Source organism: Micromonospora sp. NPDC049204 (assembly GCF_040647935.1).
Taxonomy (GTDB): Bacteria; Actinomycetota; Actinomycetes; order Mycobacteriales; family Micromonosporaceae; genus Micromonospora.
This window is the reverse complement of record NZ_JBEZDC010000011.1, coordinates 105,256-123,092: the sequence shown is the minus strand read 5'-3', so window position 1 is coordinate 123,092 and position 17,837 is coordinate 105,256. Positions and strand designations below refer to the sequence as shown.

The window sequence follows — 17,837 nt, the reverse complement described above, 5'->3', positions numbered from 1 at the left end:
GCACCCCAGTGTCGTCGTCCGCCTATTCATGGGCAGTCATCCGTCCCGCCCCGCGGGTCGGCCGAATTCGCACGGTCACACAAGGGGGACCTGTCATGGAAACATCCTTCCGACGCAAGGCGGCAGCGGTCACGTTCGCTGTCCTGGCGCTCACTCTGGTCGGCGGGGGGATCGCCGTCGCCCAGCCGTCGGCGAAGGCGCCGCAGGCGGCCGCCAAGCCGACGGCCCGGGACACGAACAGCCAGCCGCCGGTCACCGCCGAATCCGCCCGCTCGGCGAAGGCCGCGCTGAAGTCCGGCGGGGTCACCACGATGGCGGCCGCCAGCTGGTTCACCGTCGTCAACGCCAACGGCACCAAGGCGCGCGGCACCGGCACGGTGCTCAAGTACGGCGTCGGCGAGTACGAGGTGCAGTTCGGCTACAACGTGTCGCCCGGCGCCTTCCTGGCCACCATCTCCCGGCAAGACTCCTGCTGCATCCCGCCGGGTGGTGAGGTCGCGGTCGCTCGGCGGCTGGGCACGCCCAACGCGGTCTTCATCCAGACCCGTGACTCGGCGGGAGTGCCGGCCGACCGGGGCTTCACCCTGCACACCCACACGCCCTGATCGAATCGAGACCCGGCCCCCGCGCTTCGTGCGCGGGGGCCGTTCGCTTCGATCAGCCGTTCTCGCGATGCCTCGCGCCGATCGTCACGCTTGCGTGCGACTCATCCCCGTTCGGGCCACTCCGGGCCGGTCCGGGCCGCACAATCCCACGTTTGCCGAGGCCCCGCCCCGGGAAGCAAGCACCGTGACGGACATCTCGGACACCCTGGCCAGCATGCCCAGCTCGGTCGATCCCGAGCCGACCGGCGTCGAGCTGGAACAGACCCTCTTCGAGGTCAAACGCGTGATCGTCGGGCAGGATCGGCTCGTCCAACGCCTGCTCACCGCACTGATCGCCAACGGGCACTGCCTCCTGGAGGGCGTACCCGGGGTGGCCAAGACCCTGGCCGCGCAGACCCTCGCCACAGTCGTCGGCGGCACCTTCTCCCGGATCCAGTTCACCCCGGACCTGGTCCCCTCCGACATCGTCGGCACCCGGATCTACCGGGCCTCCAAGGAGACCTTCGACATCGAACTGGGTCCGATCATGGCCAACCTGGTGCTGGCCGACGAGATCAACCGTGCCCCGGCCAAGGTGCAGTCGGCGCTGCTCGAGGCCATGGCCGAACGGCAGGTCTCCATCGGCGGGCGCAGCTGGCCGGTCCCGGAACCGTTCCTGGTGTTGGCCACCCAGAACCCGATCGAGTCCGAGGGGGTCTACCAACTCCCGGAGGCGCAGCGCGACCGGTTCCTGATGAAGGTGGTGGTCGACTACCCCAGCGACGCCGACGAGCTGGCCATCCTCTACCGGATGAGCACCGACCGGCCGGTCCCGCGCCCGGTGCTCGACGCGCAACGACTGCGGGACCTCCAGGCCCACGCCGAGCGGGTCTTCGTCCACCACGCGCTCGCCGAGTACGTGGTACGGCTGATCCTCGCCACCCGTGACCCGGGCCGCTTCGGGCTACCGGAGATCGCCCCGCTGTTGGCGTACGGCGCCAGCCCGCGGGCCACCCTGGGCCTGGTCGCCGCCGCCCGGGCACAGGCCCTGCTGCGGGGACGGGAGTACGTGCTGCCCGAGGACGTCCGTGAGCTGGCTGTCGACGTCCTCGCCCACCGGCTGGTGCTCTCCTTCGACGCGGTGGCCGACGGGGTGTCGGCGGAGAGCCTGGTGCGACGGCTGGTCGAGGCGGTGCCACCGCCCCGGCTGGCCACCAGTCACCCACAGCAGACGCCGGACCTGGCGGCGGCATGAGACGAGCGAACGTCGCGCCGGCTGACCCCGGCCTGGCCGAGTTGGCCCCGGACCAGCGGGTCCGTCGCCTGGAACTGACCGTCACGCGCCGGCTCAACGGACTGCTGCACGGCCAGTACCGCGGCCTGCTGCCCGGGCCGGGCAGTGAACCCGCGGGCAGCCGCGAGTACCGACCGGGCGAGGACGAGGTCCGCCGGATGGACTGGGCGGTGACCGCCCGCACCGGCGTACCGCACGTCCGCCAGATCGACGCCGACCGGGAACTGACCACCTGGCTGCTCGTCGACGGCAGCGCCAGCATGGAGTTCGGCACCGCCGAGCTGGACAAGCGGGAGTTGGCGGTGGCCGCGGTCGCGGCGGTCGGTTTCCTCACCGCCGGCATCGGTAACCGCCTCGGCGCCCAGGTGCTGCGCGCCGACGGGGTACGCCGCTTCCCGGCCCGCAGCGGACGTACCCATCTGCTCACCCTGCTGCGCACGCTGCTCGCCGCCCCGCGACCCACCGCGCCCGTCGACCGGCCGGGGTGGCGGCCGCCGGACCTGGCCGACGGGCTCGACGCGCTGCACCGGATCGCCAACCGGCGCGGTCTGGTCGTGGTGGTCTCCGACTTCCTCGACGGCCTGCCCGACGACCCCGGCCAGCCAGCGCCCTGGGAACGCACCCTGCGCCGGCTCGCCGTCCGGCACCAGGTGCTGGCGATCGAGGTCACCGACCCCCGTGAGCTGGAGCTGCCGGACGTCGGCCTGATCACGCTCATGGACCCGGAGACCGGCCGACGCCGCGAGGTGTGCACATCGGACCGCCGGCTGCGCGAGCGGTACGCCGAGGCCGCCGCCGCCCAGCGCGACCAGATCCACCATTCGTTGCGCCGCAGCGGCGCCACCCACCTGCCCCTGCGCACCGACGGGGACTGGAGCGCGGACATCGTCCGGCACGTGCACGCCCAGCGTCGACTGGCCACCGCGCCGGTCGCCCCGGCACGGGGAGGTGTCGCGTGACCTGGCAGTCGCCGCTGCGACTCTGGCTGCTGCTCGGCGTACTCGCCCTCGTCGGCGCGTACCTGCTGATGCAACGCGGGCGCAGCCGGTACGCGGTCCGCTTCACCAACCTGCGGCTGCTGGACCGGGTGGCGCCGGAGCGGCCCGCCTGGCGTCGGCACGTACCGGCCGGGCTCTTCCTGGCCATGCTGGCCCTGCTGGTCGTCGGGTTCGCCCGCCCCAGCGCCGAGGTCCAGGTGCCCCGGGAACGTGCCACGGTGATGGTGGCGGTGGACGTGTCCACGTCGATGCTCGCCACCGACGTGGAACCGGACCGGTTGGCCGCGGCGAAGCAGGCGGCCCGGCGGTTCGTCGAGGGCCTGCCCGACGAGTTCAACGTGGGTCTCGTCGCGTTCGCCGGCAGCGCGGCCGTGCTGGTGCCGCCCGGCACCGACCGCGACGCCCTCGACGAGGGGATCGGCCGGCTCGCCGAGGGAATCACCGGCGTGCAGGGCACCGCGATCGGCGAGGCCATCAACACGTCCCTCGGCGCGGTCAAGAGCCTGGACAGCGAGGCCGCGAAGGAGACACCACCAGCCCGGATCATCCTGCTCTCCGACGGTGCCAACACCTCCGGAATGGACCCGATGGAAGCGGCCGCGGAGGCGGTGACGGCGGAGGTGCCGGTGCACGCCATCTCCTTCGGGACGCCGTCCGGGTTCGTCGACCGAGGCGGACGGCCCATCCAGGTGCCGGTCGACGGGCAAACCCTCAAGGAGGTCGCCGAGGAGACCGGCGGGATGTTCCACGAGGCCAGCACCACCGACGAGCTGCGGGCCGTCTACGACGACATCGGCAGCTCGGTCGGTTACCGCACGGAGCGGCAGGACGTCTCGGCTCGGTTCATCGGCCTCGGACTGGTGTTCGCGATGGGCGCCGCCGCCGGATCGATGCGCTGGTTCTCCCGCCTGCCCTGACCGCCGCGCACCACCGCCGTCGACCGTGAGGAGTACGCATGGCAGTACAGACCGGACTGGGCGAACCACGCGGTCCCTGGTTCGTCTCACCCCAACTCGACCCGGACGGGCGCGGGTGGTGGGACCCGCCCGAGCGCGACCCGGGCGAGCGGAGGCCGCGACGGCTGCTCGCCGCACTGGCCGTGGTGGCGCTCTCCGCCGTCTCGGGGGCCGTCGCCGGGGGCGTGGTGGCCGCCCGGGACGGGGCGCCCGGCCCGGCTGCCGCGTCCGCCGCCCCGGTGCCCGCCGAGCTGGTCACCGCGGCCGAGAAGACCGTGCCCGGGGTGGTGTCGGTGCTGGCCGGCGGCACGTCGGCCGGATCCGCGACCGGCTCGGGCTTCGCGGTGGACGACCAGCAGCACCTGATCACCAACGACCACATCCTGGCCAAGGGTGGTGGCGGGCCGGTGACTGTCGAGCTGCCCGACGGCCGCCGGTTCGCCGCCGAGGTGGTGGGCCGGGAGCCGCGCAGCGACCTGGCGGTGCTGAAGGTGCCGGCGGCGGCCGGTCTCACCCCGTTGCCGATGGCCAAACCGGGTGCGACCCGGGTCGGTGAATCGGTGCTCGCGGTGGGCTCGCCACTCGGCCTGGCCGGAACGGTCACTGCGGGAATCGTCAGCGCCTTGGACCGCGAGGTACGGCTGGGCAACAACCGGCACCGCGCGGTGCAGACCGACGCGTCCATCAACCCCGGCAACTCGGGAGGGCCGCTCGTCAACGCCCGCGGGGAGGTGGTCGGAGTGAACACCGCCATCGCCACCATCGACGGGAGCGGCTCGATCGGCATCGGCTTCGCCATCCCGATCGACCAGGTGCAGCAGACCGCCGACACGATCATCGGTAAGGGCGGCTGACCTGCCCGGACAGCCGCTCGCGCGGCCAGTGTCGGATATCCGGCCGGACCGCATCGGGCTATGGAAATATCACTGTCGGTATGGATACTGGCGGAGGTGGAGCGTCCTCTTCTCGCGGTCCTCCTGCTGGTGGGCCTGGTCATCGGATGTGCGGTGGGGTCGGCGTACGCCCGGGCACGACGCGGGTGGAACGACTACCAGACGGTCCGGAAGTCGGTCCCGGGCGCCCGTCGAGGCGCCTGGTCGCTGATCCGTGGGGTCGCCGTGAAGGCCGGGGTGATCGCGCTCCTGCTCTTCGGCGCGGTGGCGTACGCGGCGGTCGGCTCCGACGAGGAGGCCGCCGGGCCGGCGCCCAGCCAGTCGCCCACGCAGAGCAAGACCCCGCACCGATGACCCCTGGCGGGTCGCCGCGGGTTAGCCTCGGGGCGTGGACGACGGACTGCGGGTGACCGATCGGTGGATCGTTCCCGCCGGGGAGCTGCGGGAGCGCTTCTCCCGCTCGTCCGGGCCGGGTGGGCAGGGTGTGAACACCGCGGACTCCCGGGTCGAGCTGAGCTACGACCTGGCCAACTCCCCGGCCGTGCCCGATTGGCTGCGGACACGGGCACTCGCCCGGCTGGCCAACCGCCTGGTCGACGGGGTGCTGACGATCGCCGCCAGTGAGCACCGGGCCCAGCTGGCCAATCGGGAGGCGGCCCGCGAACGCATGACCGCGCTGCTGCGGGAGGCCGCCGCACCTCCGCCGCCACCCCGCCGGGCGACCCGCCCGTCCCGTGGGGCCAAGGAACGCCGGCTGGCCGAGAAGAAGCGCCAGTCCCAGCGCAAGCGGGACCGCCGCGCCGACGGCGACTGAGCGGCCGCGCCCCCGGCATGCCCGGGCGGCGCGGAGTCAGCCGGTCAAGGACCAGGCCTGGTTCTGGCCGCCGATGCACTCCCACTGCTGCACGAAGGCGCCGGGCGCCGGTGCCGTCAGGGCGGAGTTGGCCGCGTCGAGGCACTTGTCGCTGTGCCCGGCCCGCAACTCCCACTTGTCGTCTGCGCGGCGCTGGAGGTGCCAGGTCTGGTTCGGCTGCCAGCGGCAGTTCCCCAGCACCAGTCCCGCCCCATTCCCTGTCGAGGCGTCGCGGACGCTCAGGCATTGTCTGCTCGCGGCGTCCATTATCTGGAAGGCGTTCTGGTGGGCGACCCGTCCGCCTCGACGCAGAAAACGGAACCGCTGCGTCGACCGATTCATATCCGGTTGCACTTTCATGTCCGCCGTGTCGACGGCCAGATTGTCCCGGCCGCTGTAGGCGCTGTGCAGTCGCTCGGTGTAGTCGAACAGGACGAATGGCACCGATGTTGTCTCGCCGCGCTTGGAAACGGTGGCCACCCATCGGTTGGCCGCGCTTTCGTTGAGCTTCTTGTGTGCCTCGCGCACCTGGGGCGCGACGCAGAGGTGGTCCTTGGGCGTCGCCTCGCGCCACACGAACCCCTGCTGGCAGGTGTCGGGCCCGTAGGTCCGGTCGGCCGGGTTGCGGAACTGGTTGGGGTTCCGGTTGTCCAATTTCACGAATTGTCGGGTCTTCAGGTCCACGCAGACGTGGTCGTCTGGTCTGGCTTCCCGCCAGACGGTCCCCGCGACGCAGGTGGAGGGGCCGAATGGCCCAAATGCGGTCGCCGCGCCACGAACTGCGGTTCTGTCAAACGTTGTGCCGCCGGTCGCCGCACTCGCGGACGCCGTTTCGGGCACCGTTATGCCGATCGTCAGAAGACCGGCAAGGAACATCAGTCTACGTGCACCGGTAATCATAAAAATCAAGCTAACACGATGCCCCGCGCGGTCGATGGGACAACGCAATGATCCGTTCGGGGCAGACCCGGCTGACGGAACTGAAATCTGTCCGCCGGATGGTGTGTGACTGATTGTCGACGACCGGGCGGCGACTGGGTGAGCCGAGCCCCGATCAGCCCGGGACGGCGACGAGCAACCGGTCGCGCAGCACGGCGGCCCGCTCGGCGAACCCGCGTTGCGCCGCCGCGTACTCCGCCCGACCGTCCGGAGTCTCCACCCGCACCGCGGGGTAACCCAGCGCCGCCAGGTCGTACGGGCTGGCCCGCATGTCCAGCGTGCGGATGTCCCGGGCCAGCTCGAAACAGTCCGCGACCAGCTCCGAGGGCACCAGCGGCGACAGCTTGTACGCCCACTTGTACAGGTCCGCGCGTATCCTCATCACAGGCAACTTCAAGGGAGGGAACGCGGGGATGGACGTCGTCATCTACGCACGGCTCAGCCTGGACAAGCTGGGTAACGAGCTGGGCGTTGATCGGCAACTCGAAGCCTGCCGGGAGCTGGCAGCTCGTCAAGGCTGGACGGTGACGCGGGAGCTGATCGACAACAGCATCAGCGCTACGACCGGCCGTGTCCGGCCGGCGTTCGAGAAGCTGCTCACCCTGAGCCCGAAGCCGGACGCCATCATCGTCTGGCATCTCGACCGACTCGTCCGCCTAACCCGTGAGCTGGACCGGGTGATCAGCTACGGCGTACCCGTCCACGCCGTGACCGCAGGGATGCTGGACCTGAGCAACCCGACAGGCGTCCTGATGGCGAACGTGGTCACCGCGTTCTCTCAGTTCGAGGGCCAGCAGAAGGCTGCTCGTCAGCGCCTGGCAGCCACGCAGCGCGCTTCCCAGGGCCGGCCCTGGTGGTCGGCTCGACCCTTCGGATACGAGCGTGACGGATCGCCTCGTGCTGGCGAAGGCGACGCCGTTCAGCGTGCGTACCAGGATTTGCTGGCGGGGCGCTCCCTGTTGTCGATCGCTGACGAGTGGAACCGCCAGGGCATGCATACCACCAGGGGGAGGAGCTGGACGGGCGCGACTGTTCGTCAGCTCCTCATGTCTGCCAGGAACTGCGCTATCCGTACGTACGCAGGGGATGAGGTCGGCCCTGGGAACTGGGATGCCTTGGTGCCCGAGGAGATCTACCGTTCCGCTGTCCGTGTGCTCAACTCCCCTGCCCGCAAGACTGGTGGTGGCGGTCCCCGTCGCAGCCTGCTGACGGGTGTCGCTACCTGCGCCAAGTGCGATGGCCCCATCCGCACGGCACGGCGTGGACGGAAGGGCGAGCAGGGTAGCTACGCCGTGTACGAGTGCAAGCTCAAGCACTGCGTATCTCACCGTCAGGACGAAGCTGACACCATGGTCAGCGAGCGTGTGATCCGGTTCCTGACCGCGCCTCAGTTCGCGGAAGCGTTCGAGCAGAGCGAGGATGACCTGCCCGTTCAGCAGATGAGGGACGAGCTGGGGAGCCTGCGTTCACGGCTCGATGATCTGGCCACCGACTACGCCGCCGGGCTCGTTACGCGATCGCAGTTCCTGACTGCATCCCAGACCATGCGCAGTCGGGTGGAAGGGTTGGAGGATCAGCTATCTCAACTGGGGAGTGACAGCGCGGTCAAGGGCGTCACCGGGATGACGGACGAGCAGGTACGGCGTCACTGGGATGGGTTGGATGTAGACCGCAGGCGGTCCCTGATCCTCGCGGTTGTCGTGAGCTGCCGTCTCCGCCAGAAGGGGCGTGGCGTCCGCCGCACCGATGAGCGGCATGTCGATGTGTTGTTCAGGGCGGGAGATCCGGCGAAGGTCGCGAGCATCTGAACAAGGGAGGAACCGAACCGGGGAGAGGGCCCCGAAGTGCCCATCTCGGGCTCCTGATCTTCGGGGTCTATCTAAGATCTACTGCGTACAGGTTGTGGATCTACAGCAGAACAGCACTACTCCTACGGAGTAGTTCCTTAGGTACGCGCACGCGGGGGCGCGCGCCTACGCGCGTAGGAGGACATACTCCCCGGCTTCCGGCCGCTGCATCACCCTGCCGACGCTGGCGCTCCTGACAGCTCAGCCAGCAGTTCCTGCGAGAGCCGCAACGGTGCGAGGAGGTCTCGCACGTATGCCGCACGTTGTTCGTCGTTGGCGTCCTGCCACCACTCGCCCGCCTGAGTCAGGTGAGCGCGGATGGCCTCTACGCGGTGGGGGTGCGCATCGGCGTTCCGCCAGGTGCGCCACCCTTGGCCGGGGTCGGCGGCCTCAAGGGCGTCAACCAGGCGATGCTGGATGGCGGCTATGAACGGGCTGCCTGCGTAGACGCTGCCAAGATCCTCGGACTTGCACTCCATGAGCATGCGATGAAGCGCCAGGACCTCGTAATAGCCCTCGACTCGTACCGCCTCGACATCCACTGCTCAAGCTTGCCCGATGCCGTCGGCTTAGCTCTTGGCCGGCTCCATCACTCCCTGAGATGTTCAACCCTCCCAGGGCGCCGCTGGGCCATCGAGTTTACGTTGGGTATACCCCTACACTCTCCGGGCTCGTTCGGCCGTCAGTCTGGCTCTCAGGTCGGCCTGCGGGCGTGCGTGGGTGATGATCCAATCCCTCACCATACTGCCGTCGTCTCTCCTTGGGCAAGGAACTGGCCGTTCGAGCCTGTTATGGCTGGCGGGCCAGCGTTGTCTTCCCAGGTCAAGAGTCAGATCCCCGCTTCTGGGCGACCTTGGAACCGGGGCAAGATGGCGGATGCTATGACATAGCGGTGCGGGAAGGGTGTCTCAGAGGGTCATGCCCCACCCTTGCCGGTGGCTCCGCTCCCTCAAGCAGCGCCGCACACACATCGATCAACCGGGAGCGTAGCCGGCCCGCACGCTGCGAGAACTCGCGTTGACGAGCGACGTACTCGGCCTTGCCCTCAGGTGTCTCGATGGCCACCGCCGGTTCCCCATAGGAGGAGAAGTCGTACGGGGACGCCTGCATGTCGAGTAGTCGGATGTCCCTCGCCAACTCGAAGCAGTCGAGCGCCAGATCCCCCGGAACCGCAGGGCCCAGCTTGGTTGCCCACTTGTGGCAGTCCATCGAGGCATGCAAGCAGCCCGGCTGGTCAAGCTCTACCTGGCTCTCCCTCGTTGGTTGGAGCCGGTTGAGGCTAACCGCGTCAGGGGTGAAAAACCGGAACGCATCGAAGTGCGTACAGCGGATCTGGTGAGACTCGACTACCGCGTCAGTGCCCTCTTGCCCAAGTCGCAGGGGGAGTGGATGCCGATGCTCGCGTTGGCGGTACACCATCGCCCACTCATGCAGGCCGAAGCAGCCAGTGAAGGCTGGTCGCGACGCGATCGCGGACAACAGCCGATGGATGAAGCGCACCGAATCAACCCGGTCGGCGAGGAACGCTGTGACGTCGAAGCTCACGACTCCGTCCGCGTCCGTGGCGTACCAACGCCACTGTCGGTGTGGGGCAGAGCCGTTCGGTCCGGGCTCCAAGGAGATGCCGACGCCCGGGTGCCAGCGTCGGAGCACGGAGGGCCTGGTGCCGTAGTAGTCGTACAAGAAGTCATCGATCGCGTGGCGTTCACTCGTGGCCTTGCGGGCGCGGTGGCCTGCGGTAAGGGAGTCGGTGCGCTTCTCGTGAGCTTCCAATTGGGGAAGCCAGCTTGCGGCGGGGATGCTTGTCAACGGTTCGGGCCCTTGTTGTCCGCTTCGTGCCGCTTGCATACCCCCGACCTCTGAGGGGTGCCTGAGTTGCGCTTATGCAGGTCCATGTTGGCGTGCAGGCAGCCCGGCTGTTCGTGCGCGTGCTGCGTCTCCCGGGTCGGGGTGAGCAGGTTCAACGGCCGGGCCGGCGGCGTGAAGAACCGGAACGCGTCGAAGTGGCTGCACCGCACGCCCCGCTCCTCGACGACGGCGGCGGTCCGCTCCGGGGTCAGCCGCAGCGGCCAGGCGTTGTGCCGCACCTCCTCGCGGGTCTGCCGGTAGACCATCGCCCACTCGTGCATCCCGAAGCAGCCGAAGTGCGGCGCCCGCCCGGCGGTGGCCGCCAGCAGGGAGCGGATCCAGGCGACCGAGTCGCCGCGCCGCGCGCGTACCCCCTCGGTGTCGAGAATGACCCCGGCGGTGGTGGCGCGGTAGTCCCGGCCGAACTCGGCCGGATCGGCATCGCGCAGCTCGACCCCGGCGCCCGGGTGCCAGCGACGGAGCTGGGCCGGGCGGTGCGAGTAGTAGGTGAACAGGAAGTCGGCCACCGGATGCCGCTCACCACGCCGCCGGCGGGCCAGGTGCGGGGTCAGCCAGACGTCCGCCCGCTCCTCGTGGGCGCGCCGGCGGGCCTGCCACTGCGCCGCGTCGAGCACGGCGGGAGCGAGGGCGGCGGTCACGCACCCCAGGGTACGACCGCCGCCGCGCATCCGGTCAGGGCATGTGCACCCGCACACCCGCGGAGAACACCCCACTGCGCAGCTCCAGCTGCTGCGGCGGATCCCGTCCGTCGACGGTGAAGACCAGCGGCAGCACCGTCCGACTGCCCGCGGCCATCGGGTCGGCGAAGATGTCCCGACCCAGGTTCGCCGCCCGGGTGGCCGACTCGTCGGTGCTCACCCAGCGCCCACCGGGCAGGTACGCCCGTTGCAGTTGGCCGTGCCAGGGTTGGTGGTCCCCGGTGACGTTGCGGACACCCACGGTGGCCTGGCAACGTCGGCCGTTGGCCGGCGCGGCACCTCCGCCGTCGCCCTTCCCGGCGGTGCCGGGCGCTCCGCACGACATCCGGTACACGGTGAACTCGAACGCCGACTCGCGAAGGGGCACCCCCACCGGCCCGGTGACCCCGGTCCCCGTCCACGCTCCGCTGGTGGGCTGCTTCTGCGTGTCGATCGCCGAGACCTGCCGGGTCGCCGTCCAGCCCGCGGTGCCGACGACGCCGGCGAGCACCGCCACGGCCGCACCCACCAACAACCAGACCGGCGGGGTACGCCGACGCCGCGTCGCACTCGGAGCTGCCGGTCGCGGGTAGATCGTTCCGCGACCACCGTCGGCGGGTCCGCTACGGCTGGCGAGCGCGGTGGCCGTGACCCGGCCCGCGCGCCGACGTCGCCACACCCACACCAGGGCGGCGCTGATCAGCAGCAGGACCACCAGTCCGGCGAGCAGCACCGGGTACCGGCGCCACGGCGGCGCGTCGGTGACCTCGGCCGCAGGGGCGGCCGCCGCGTTCCAGGTGGCCGTGGCGCAGTCGTACGGCCGGGTGCCGTCACTCGTGAACGCGCAGGCCGGCGCGGTCAGTGGCCGGCCGGGCGCGGTCGTGGCGAGCGCGGTGCCCAGCGTGGCGCTGCTGTGTGCCGGCAGTCTCAACCGCCAGGTCACCTCGGTGCTGGACCCGCCCGCCTGGGTGGACCGGCCACCGGCGCTGATCGCGGTCGGCGACGACCCGGGCGGCAGCTCCTGCCGCACGGTGGTGTCCACCGGCGCGTTGCCCACGTTGCGCACCTGGATCCGGTACTTCGGTGCGGGGCTGCTCTCCGGCGCGACCGCCACCGTGACCTGCTGCGGCGGCGCCGACGCGGGCGCCCGGGACGGAGGCGCCACCGCCGGTGGCGCCGACGGCGGGGTGGGCTCGGCGGACATCCGCGCGACCACCGCGACCGGTGGGCGCGTGGTCCGCCCCGGCGCGGCCGTCGGCACCCCGGTCGGCGCGGCGCTCGGTCGGGTCGCGCCGCCCGGTGGCCGTGCGGTGGCGTCCGGCGGTCGGGCTGTGGCTTCCGACGGTCGTGCGGTGGCGGCCGGTGGTCGCGACGTGGCGTCCGGCGGTCGGGCTGTCGCGGCCGGTGGTCGCGGCGCGGCCTCCGGCGCCACTGCCGGCAGGGCCGGCACGGCGGCGAGGATGCCGAGGCAGTGTACGAACACTGCGAGGGCTCTGTGGTGTCGTGTCGATGCAGGCATACGAACGAACCTCCGGAGCCGACGCTAGGGGCGCGCTGCCTCCGTGCGGGTACGAAGCCGCGAACCCCACCCCGGTCACCTTCAGCCCCGGTAGGGTGCCGCGCGCTGACGGGTTGCGCACACCCGACGGCCGGTCCTGGCCGGTCGAGGGGGTGGCGGGGCTAGATTGGCGGGGTGCGTATCGCTCGTTTCGCCCATGCCAAGGGAATGTCGTTCGGAGCCGTCGAAGGCGAACCGGAGGCCGGGCCGCAGGGCCTGACCATCGCCGAGATCGAGGGCCACCCGTTCGGCAACCTCTCCTTCAGTGGGGCCCGCTGGGCCCTCTCCGACGTCCGACTGCTCTCGCCGATCCTGCCCAGCAAGGTCGTCTGCGTCGGCCGCAACTACGCCGACCACGCCGCCGAACTCGGCAACGACGTGCCCAAGGAGCCGCTGCTCTTCCTCAAGCCCTCGACCTCGGTGATCGGCCCCCGGGACGCCATCCGACTGCCGATCTTCTCCAAGCAGGTCGAGCACGAGGCGGAGTTGGCGGTCGTCATCGGGGCGCCCGGCGCGCGTCGCGCCGACCGGGCTGCCGCCGAACGCGCCATCTTCGGCTACACCTGCGCCAACGACGTCACCGCTCGGGACCTCCAGCGTTCGGACGGGCAGTGGACCCGGGCCAAGGGCTTCGACTCCTTCTGCCCGATCGGCCCGTGGATCACCACCGGACTGGACGTCTCCGACGTGGAGATCCGGTGTGAGGTCGGTCGCAACCCGGAGGAGATGGAGGTACGCCAACTCGGCCGCACGAAGGACATGGTCTTCGACGTGGTGGGTCTGGTGTCGTACATCTCGCACGTGATGACCCTGTTGCCCGGCGACGTCGTTCTCACCGGCACTCCGGCCGGGGTTAGCCCGCTCGTCGAGGGGGATACGGTCACTGTGCGGATCGAGGGCATCGGCGAGCTCACCAACCCGGTGGTCCCCGTCGCCTGATCCGTCGGATGCCCCCGTTTTCGCAGCTCACACGCGTTTCGGGGGGATCCGATTTGGCCTGCTGGCACCGGGAGGGTAAAGTTCACTCCCGGCACCGCAAGGGGCCAATGGGGTATGGGGTAATTGGCAGCCCGACTGATTCTGGTTCAGTTAGTCTAGGTTCGAGTCCTGGTACCCCAGCGCTGCTGGAATTCGCGAGAGTTCCAGACGCTGGATTCTGACGAAGTTCGGCTCCGTCCCTTCGGGGGCGGAGAGTGGTCTTCGGTAGAGTGCAGCTCCTCTGCCCGTCAGGGTGGGGGAGCAAGAGTTAGTTCTGGCCCCGTCGTCTAGTGGCCCAGGACGCCGCCCTCTCAAGGCGGTAGCGCCGGTTCGAATCCGGTCGGGGCTACATCGTGCACAGCCCGTCTCACCAGGTGAGGCGGGCTGTTTCGTTTCTCCGCGCCGCCCGCTGTGCCCCCGCACCCCGCGATCATGCCGGTGCGACGGTGCCGCTAGACTACAGCCGTACCGCCCGCGAGGGCGGTGAACGGAAAAGTTCTGGCCCCGTCGTCTAGTGGCCCAGGACGCCGCCCTCTCAAGGCGGTAGCGCCGGTTCGAATCCGGTCGGGGCTACAACCAAAGGCTCATCTCGCTCCGCGAGATGAGCCTTTCTCGTACCCACCCTGTCCCGCCCCCCATGCCTCGGTGATCAAGAGCTTTGCGTCACCGGCTCCGGCGTGTCGTGACGCAAACTTCTTGATCACCGCGGGTGGGGTGGGGAGGGGTGGGGGGGTGGGGTTAGAGGCCGGATAGGCGTTGGCCGGCTCTTACTACGGCCATGGCGTGGCGTTCGCCGGGGCGGCGGCCCAGGCGCTCGATCGGGCCGGAGATGCTCACCGAGGCGATCACCCTCCCGGTGCGGTCGCGGATCGGGGCGGAGACGCTCGCCACACCGGCCTCCCGCTCGGCGACGCTCTGTGCCCAGCCACGGCGGCGCACCTCGGCGAGCGTGCGGCCGGTGAACTTGCTGCGCGGCAGTAGCGGCATCACCGCCTCCGGCGGCTCCCAGGCGAGCAGGATCTGCGCCGCGGAGCCGGCCGTCATCGGCAGCACCGAGCCGACCGGAACGGTGTCCCGCAGGCCACTGGCGCGCTCCGCCGCGGCCACGCAGATCCGCTCGTCGGCACGGCGCAGGTAGAGCTGTGCGCTCTCGCCGGTGGCGTCGCGCAGCGCGGCCAGCAACGGCTCGGCGGCGGTCAGCAGAACGTCCGGTGCGGCGTTGGCCAGCTCGCCGAGGCGGGGGCCGGGGCGCCATCTGCCCTGGGTGTCCCGCACCAGCATCCGGTGTATCTCCAGGGCCTGGGCCAGCCGATGTGCGGTGGCTCGGGGCAGCTTGGTGCGATCAACGAGTTCGGCCAGGCTGGCGCCGTCGACGCAGGCGGCCAGGATGACCACCGCCTTGTCGAGAACGCCGACACCGCTCATACTGTGTCCCACAAGCCGAAACTTACCTCCCAGAATTTAGGATGTCCAGATGGTGGGAGTCACTCCTGAGCCGAGGACCCTGGCCGAGAAGGTCTGGGACGCGCACGTCGTACGGTCCGCCGCTGGTGAGCCGGATCTGCTCTTCATCGACCTGCACCTGCTGCACGAGGTGACCAGCCCGCAGGCGTTCGACGGGCTGCGGCTCGCCGGTCGCCGGGTGCGTCGTACCGACCTGACCCTCGCGACCGAGGACCACAACACCCCAACCGGGTACGCCGACCCGGCGTTCCGCCTGCGCCGTGGTGACCTGCTCACCATTGAGGACCCCACGTCGCGTACGCAGATCGAGACGTTGCGGCGCAACTGCGCCGAGTTCGGGGTGCGGTTGCACCCGCTCGGCGACGACAACCAGGGCATCGTGCACGTGATCGGCCCCCAGCTCGGTGTCACCCAGCCGGGCATGACGATCGTCTGCGGTGACTCGCACACCGCCACCCACGGCGCGTTCGGCGCGCTGGCCTTCGGCATCGGCACCAGCGAGGTGGAGCACGTGCTGGCCACCCAGACGCTGCCGCAGAGCCGGCCGAAGACGATGGCCGTGAACGTCACCGGGCGGCTGGCCCCGGGCGTCACCGCCAAGGACCTGGTGCTCGCGCTGATCACCCAGGTCGGTACCGGTGGCGGGCGTGGGCACATCGTCGAGTACCGCGGCGAGGCGATCGAGGCCCTCTCCATGGAGGGGCGGATGACCATCGCCAACATGTCCATCGAGTGGGGCGCCAAGGCCGGCATGATCGCGCCGGACGAGACCACCTTCGCGTACCTCAAGGGTCGGCCGAACGCGCCGCGGGGCGCGGACTGGGACGCGGCGCTGGCGTGGTGGCGGACGCTGCCCACCGACGAGGGCGCGAGCTTCGACGCCGAGGTGACCCTGGACGCCAGCCGGATCACCCCGTTCGTCACCTGGGGCACCAACCCGGGGCAGGGGGCGCCGCTGAGCGCGCCGGTGCCGGACCCGGAGGACTTCCTCACCGACTCGGAGCGCACCGCAGCCCGCCGCGCCCTGGAATACATGGACCTGCGCCCCGGCACCCCACTGCGCGAGCTGCCCATCGACGTGGTCTTCGTGGGGTCCTGCACCAACGGCCGCCTGGAGGACCTGCGGGCCGCCGCCGACGTGCTGCGGGGCCACCAGGTCGCCGACGGCGTCCGGATGCTCGTGGTGCCCGGTTCCGCAGCCGTCCGGGAGGCCGCCGAGGCCGAGGGACTGGACAAGGTCTTCGCGGACGCCGGGGCCGAATGGCGGTTCGCCGGCTGCTCCATGTGCCTGGGCATGAACCCCGACACGCTGAAGCCGGGCCAGCGCTCGGCCTCCACCTCGAACCGCAACTTCGAGGGCCGTCAGGGCCGGGGTGGGCGTACCCACCTGGTCTCCCCGCCGGTCGCCGCCGCCACCGCCGTGGCCGGCCGACTGGCCGCCCCCGCCGACCTGTAGAAGGGACCGAGGAGATGGACAAGTTCACCACCCACACCGGCACGGCCGTGCCGCTGCGGCGGTCCAACGTGGACACCGATCAGATCATCCCTGCCGTGTACCTCAAGCGGGTGACCCGAACGGGCTTCGCCGACGGGTTGTTCAGCGCGTGGCGGGAAGATCCGACATTCGTTCTCAACGATGAGCGCTATTCCGGCGCGTCGATCCTGATCGCCGGCCCGGAGTTCGGCACCGGCTCCTCCCGGGAGCATGCCGTCTGGGCCCTGCGGGACTGGGGCTTCCGCGCGGTGGTGGCGCCGCGCTTCGGCGACATCTTCCGCGGCAACGCCCTCAAGGAAGGTCTGTTGCCGGTCGAGTTGGAATTGAAAGCCGTCGAAGAGCTGTGGGACCTGATCGAGTCGGACCCGACCACCCCGGTGACCGTCGACCTCACCGCCCGCCAGCTCCGCGCCGGGGACGCCAACTGGTCGTTCCCGCTTGACGACTTCAGCCGCTGGCGGCTGCTGGAAGGCCTCGACGACATTGGACTCACCCTCCGCAACGTCGCCGACATCGACTCGTACGAGGCCCGGCGACTGCCGTTCCTGCCCTCCGTGGCATAGCCGTACGCCCGGCCGCACAGCGGATTCCACCCCCATCGGTCCGACCGGTCGGGGTGAATCCGTTACGACACAAGGGCTTTTTTCTACCGAATGTTTGTGTCCCGGCAGCACAGGGCATAACGTGCGCGCAGAATGGCTCGCGAAGAGTCAGTTGCACAATCGGGAGGAAGTCGTGAACAAGGCCGAGCTCATCGAGGCGCTCGCCGTTCGCCTGGGGGACCGGAAGACGGCGACGAACGCCCTAGAGGCGGTCCTCACCGAGGTCCAGGCGGCGGTCACCAAGGGCGAGAAGGTGGCGATCACCGGATTCGGAGCGTTCGAAAAGCGTGTGCGTGGTGCGCGAACAGCGCGCAACCCGCGTACCGGCGAGGCGGTGAAGGTCAAGAAGACATCCGTCCCGACCTTCCGCCCCGGCGCCGGGTTCAAGGAGATGGTGGCCAGCGGCAAGGTGCCGAAGGCCACGGTGGCGACGAAGAAGGCCGCCACCACCACCGCCACGGCCAAGACGGCCGGCACCAAGGCGGCGGGCACCAAGACGACAGGCACCAAGGCGGCGGGCACCAAGGCCACCGCGGCGACCAAGACGGCCGCCAGCAAGAAGACCGCCCCGGCCAAGGCGAGCAAGACCACCGCGGCGACCAAGACGGCCGCCAGCAAGAAGACCGCCCCGGCCAAGGCGAGCAAGACCACCACGGCGACCAAGACGGCCGCCAGCAAGAAGACCACCGCCGCGGCGAAGAAGACCACCGCGGCGACCAAGTCGACCGCGGCGAAGAAGACCACCGCGACGGCGAGCAAGAGCACGGCGGCCAAGAAGGCGCCGGCGAAGAAGGCTCCGGCCAAGAAGGCGGCCAGCAAGCGCTGACCGA

The 17,837-nt window shown here is 70.4% G+C and carries 17 protein-coding genes, 3 tRNA genes and 2 pseudogenes; 15 read left to right on the top strand and 7 right to left on the bottom strand.

The features are described 5' to 3' along the window. The first annotated feature begins 95 nt into the window (after positions 1-95). The 7 genes from AB0A90_RS21520 (at position 96) to arfB (ending at position 5,539) form a co-directional block, all read left to right on the top strand. Entirely contained in the window at positions 96-605 is a 510-nt protein-coding gene (locus AB0A90_RS21520) for a hypothetical protein (protein ID WP_357250598.1), read from the top strand. 184 nt (positions 606-789) lie between these two features. Continuing rightward, on the top strand, positions 790-1,839 hold the full coding sequence (locus AB0A90_RS21515) for a MoxR family ATPase (protein WP_357250596.1): 1,050 nt from the start codon (positions 790-792) through the stop codon (positions 1,837-1,839). Then, positions 1,836-2,837, top strand: coding sequence for a DUF58 domain-containing protein (locus AB0A90_RS21510; RefSeq protein ID WP_357250593.1), 1,002 nt, complete (start codon positions 1,836-1,838; stop codon positions 2,835-2,837). Before AB0A90_RS21515 ends, AB0A90_RS21510 begins: the two co-directional genes overlap by 4 nt. Further along, positions 2,834-3,793 (top strand): VWA domain-containing protein, encoded by a 960-nt coding sequence (locus tag AB0A90_RS21505; protein WP_357250590.1) that lies wholly within the window; start codon positions 2,834-2,836, stop codon positions 3,791-3,793. Before AB0A90_RS21510 ends, AB0A90_RS21505 begins: the two co-directional genes overlap by 4 nt. A gap of 38 nt (positions 3,794-3,831) precedes the next feature. Then, positions 3,832-4,686 carry a trypsin-like peptidase domain-containing protein gene (locus AB0A90_RS21500; protein ID WP_357250587.1) on the top strand — a complete coding sequence of 285 codons (855 nt, stop codon included), beginning with the start codon at positions 3,832-3,834 and terminating at the stop codon, positions 4,684-4,686. A gap of 96 nt (positions 4,687-4,782) precedes the next feature. Then, complete coding sequence (locus AB0A90_RS21495; protein ID WP_357250584.1) at positions 4,783-5,079, top strand: hypothetical protein; 297 nt, start codon at positions 4,783-4,785, stop codon at positions 5,077-5,079. A 34-nt stretch (positions 5,080-5,113) separates the two neighbouring features. Next, positions 5,114-5,539 (top strand): alternative ribosome rescue aminoacyl-tRNA hydrolase ArfB, encoded by a 426-nt coding sequence (arfB, locus tag AB0A90_RS21490; RefSeq protein WP_357250581.1) that lies wholly within the window; start codon positions 5,114-5,116, stop codon positions 5,537-5,539. 36 nt (positions 5,540-5,575) lie between these two features. On the opposite strand, the gene AB0A90_RS21485 is transcribed toward arfB, so the two are convergent. Together AB0A90_RS21485 and AB0A90_RS21480 are read right to left on the bottom strand one after the other, a co-directional pair. Then, a complete protein-coding gene (locus tag AB0A90_RS21485) occupies positions 5,576-6,262 on the bottom strand; it encodes an RICIN domain-containing protein (protein WP_357250578.1) in 687 nt (228 codons plus the stop codon). A 370-nt stretch (positions 6,263-6,632) separates the two neighbouring features. Continuing rightward, positions 6,633-6,884 (bottom strand): annotated as a pseudogene (locus AB0A90_RS21480) (3-methyladenine DNA glycosylase); the annotation flags it as partial. Between the two features lie 46 nt (positions 6,885-6,930). Here AB0A90_RS21480 and AB0A90_RS21475 point away from each other — a divergent pair. Next, on the top strand, positions 6,931-8,325 hold the full coding sequence (locus AB0A90_RS21475) for a recombinase family protein (protein ID WP_357250575.1): 1,395 nt from the start codon (positions 6,931-6,933) through the stop codon (positions 8,323-8,325). Positions 8,326-8,534: 209 nt separating this feature from the next. Here the strand turns inward: AB0A90_RS21475 and AB0A90_RS21470 are convergent, their stop codons facing one another. From AB0A90_RS21470 to AB0A90_RS21455, 4 genes and pseudogenes are all read right to left on the bottom strand, one after another. After that, entirely contained in the window at positions 8,535-8,906 is a 372-nt protein-coding gene (locus tag AB0A90_RS21470; RefSeq protein WP_357250572.1) for a hypothetical protein, read from the bottom strand. A gap of 337 nt (positions 8,907-9,243) precedes the next feature. Next, positions 9,244-9,909 (bottom strand): hypothetical protein, encoded by a 666-nt coding sequence (locus AB0A90_RS21465; RefSeq protein ID WP_357250569.1) that lies wholly within the window; start codon positions 9,907-9,909, stop codon positions 9,244-9,246. 335 nt (positions 9,910-10,244) lie between these two features. Next, positions 10,245-10,871 (bottom strand): annotated as a pseudogene (locus tag AB0A90_RS21460) (3-methyladenine DNA glycosylase); the annotation flags it as partial. 34 nt (positions 10,872-10,905) lie between these two features. After that, a complete protein-coding gene (locus tag AB0A90_RS21455) occupies positions 10,906-12,429 on the bottom strand; it encodes a hypothetical protein (RefSeq protein ID WP_357250566.1) in 1,524 nt (507 codons plus the stop codon). A 174-nt stretch (positions 12,430-12,603) separates the two neighbouring features. Between AB0A90_RS21455 and AB0A90_RS21450 the strand changes: the two genes are divergently transcribed. The 4 genes from AB0A90_RS21450 (at position 12,604) to AB0A90_RS21435 (ending at position 14,019) form a co-directional block, all read left to right on the top strand. Next, positions 12,604-13,407, top strand: a complete 804-nt coding sequence (locus AB0A90_RS21450) for a fumarylacetoacetate hydrolase family protein (RefSeq protein ID WP_357250563.1) — start codon at positions 12,604-12,606, stop codon at positions 13,405-13,407. A 108-nt stretch (positions 13,408-13,515) separates the two neighbouring features. After that, positions 13,516-13,587 (top strand) — tRNA-Gln (locus AB0A90_RS21445). A gap of 135 nt (positions 13,588-13,722) precedes the next feature. After that, positions 13,723-13,795 (top strand) — tRNA-Glu (locus AB0A90_RS21440). 151 nt (positions 13,796-13,946) lie between these two features. Further along, positions 13,947-14,019: transfer RNA gene (locus tag AB0A90_RS21435), tRNA-Glu, on the top strand. A gap of 165 nt (positions 14,020-14,184) precedes the next feature. Here the strand turns inward: AB0A90_RS21435 and AB0A90_RS21430 are convergent. Further along, positions 14,185-14,871, bottom strand: a complete 687-nt coding sequence (locus AB0A90_RS21430) for an IclR family transcriptional regulator (RefSeq protein ID WP_110562481.1) — start codon at positions 14,869-14,871, stop codon at positions 14,185-14,187. A gap of 49 nt (positions 14,872-14,920) precedes the next feature. Between AB0A90_RS21430 and leuC the strand changes: the two genes are divergently transcribed. The 3 genes from leuC to AB0A90_RS21415 all read left to right on the top strand — a co-directional run bounded on the left by leuC (position 14,921) and on the right by AB0A90_RS21415 (position 17,833). Beyond that, entirely contained in the window at positions 14,921-16,366 is a 1,446-nt protein-coding gene (gene leuC, locus AB0A90_RS21425) for a 3-isopropylmalate dehydratase large subunit (protein WP_357250560.1), read from the top strand. Positions 16,367-16,380: 14 nt separating this feature from the next. Continuing rightward, on the top strand, positions 16,381-16,968 hold the full coding sequence (gene leuD / locus AB0A90_RS21420; protein WP_357250557.1) for a 3-isopropylmalate dehydratase small subunit: 588 nt from the start codon (positions 16,381-16,383) through the stop codon (positions 16,966-16,968). A 172-nt stretch (positions 16,969-17,140) separates the two neighbouring features. After that, a complete protein-coding gene (locus tag AB0A90_RS21415; protein WP_357250554.1) occupies positions 17,141-17,833 on the top strand; it encodes an HU family DNA-binding protein in 693 nt (230 codons plus the stop codon). The last annotated feature ends 4 nt before the right edge of the window (positions 17,834-17,837 follow it).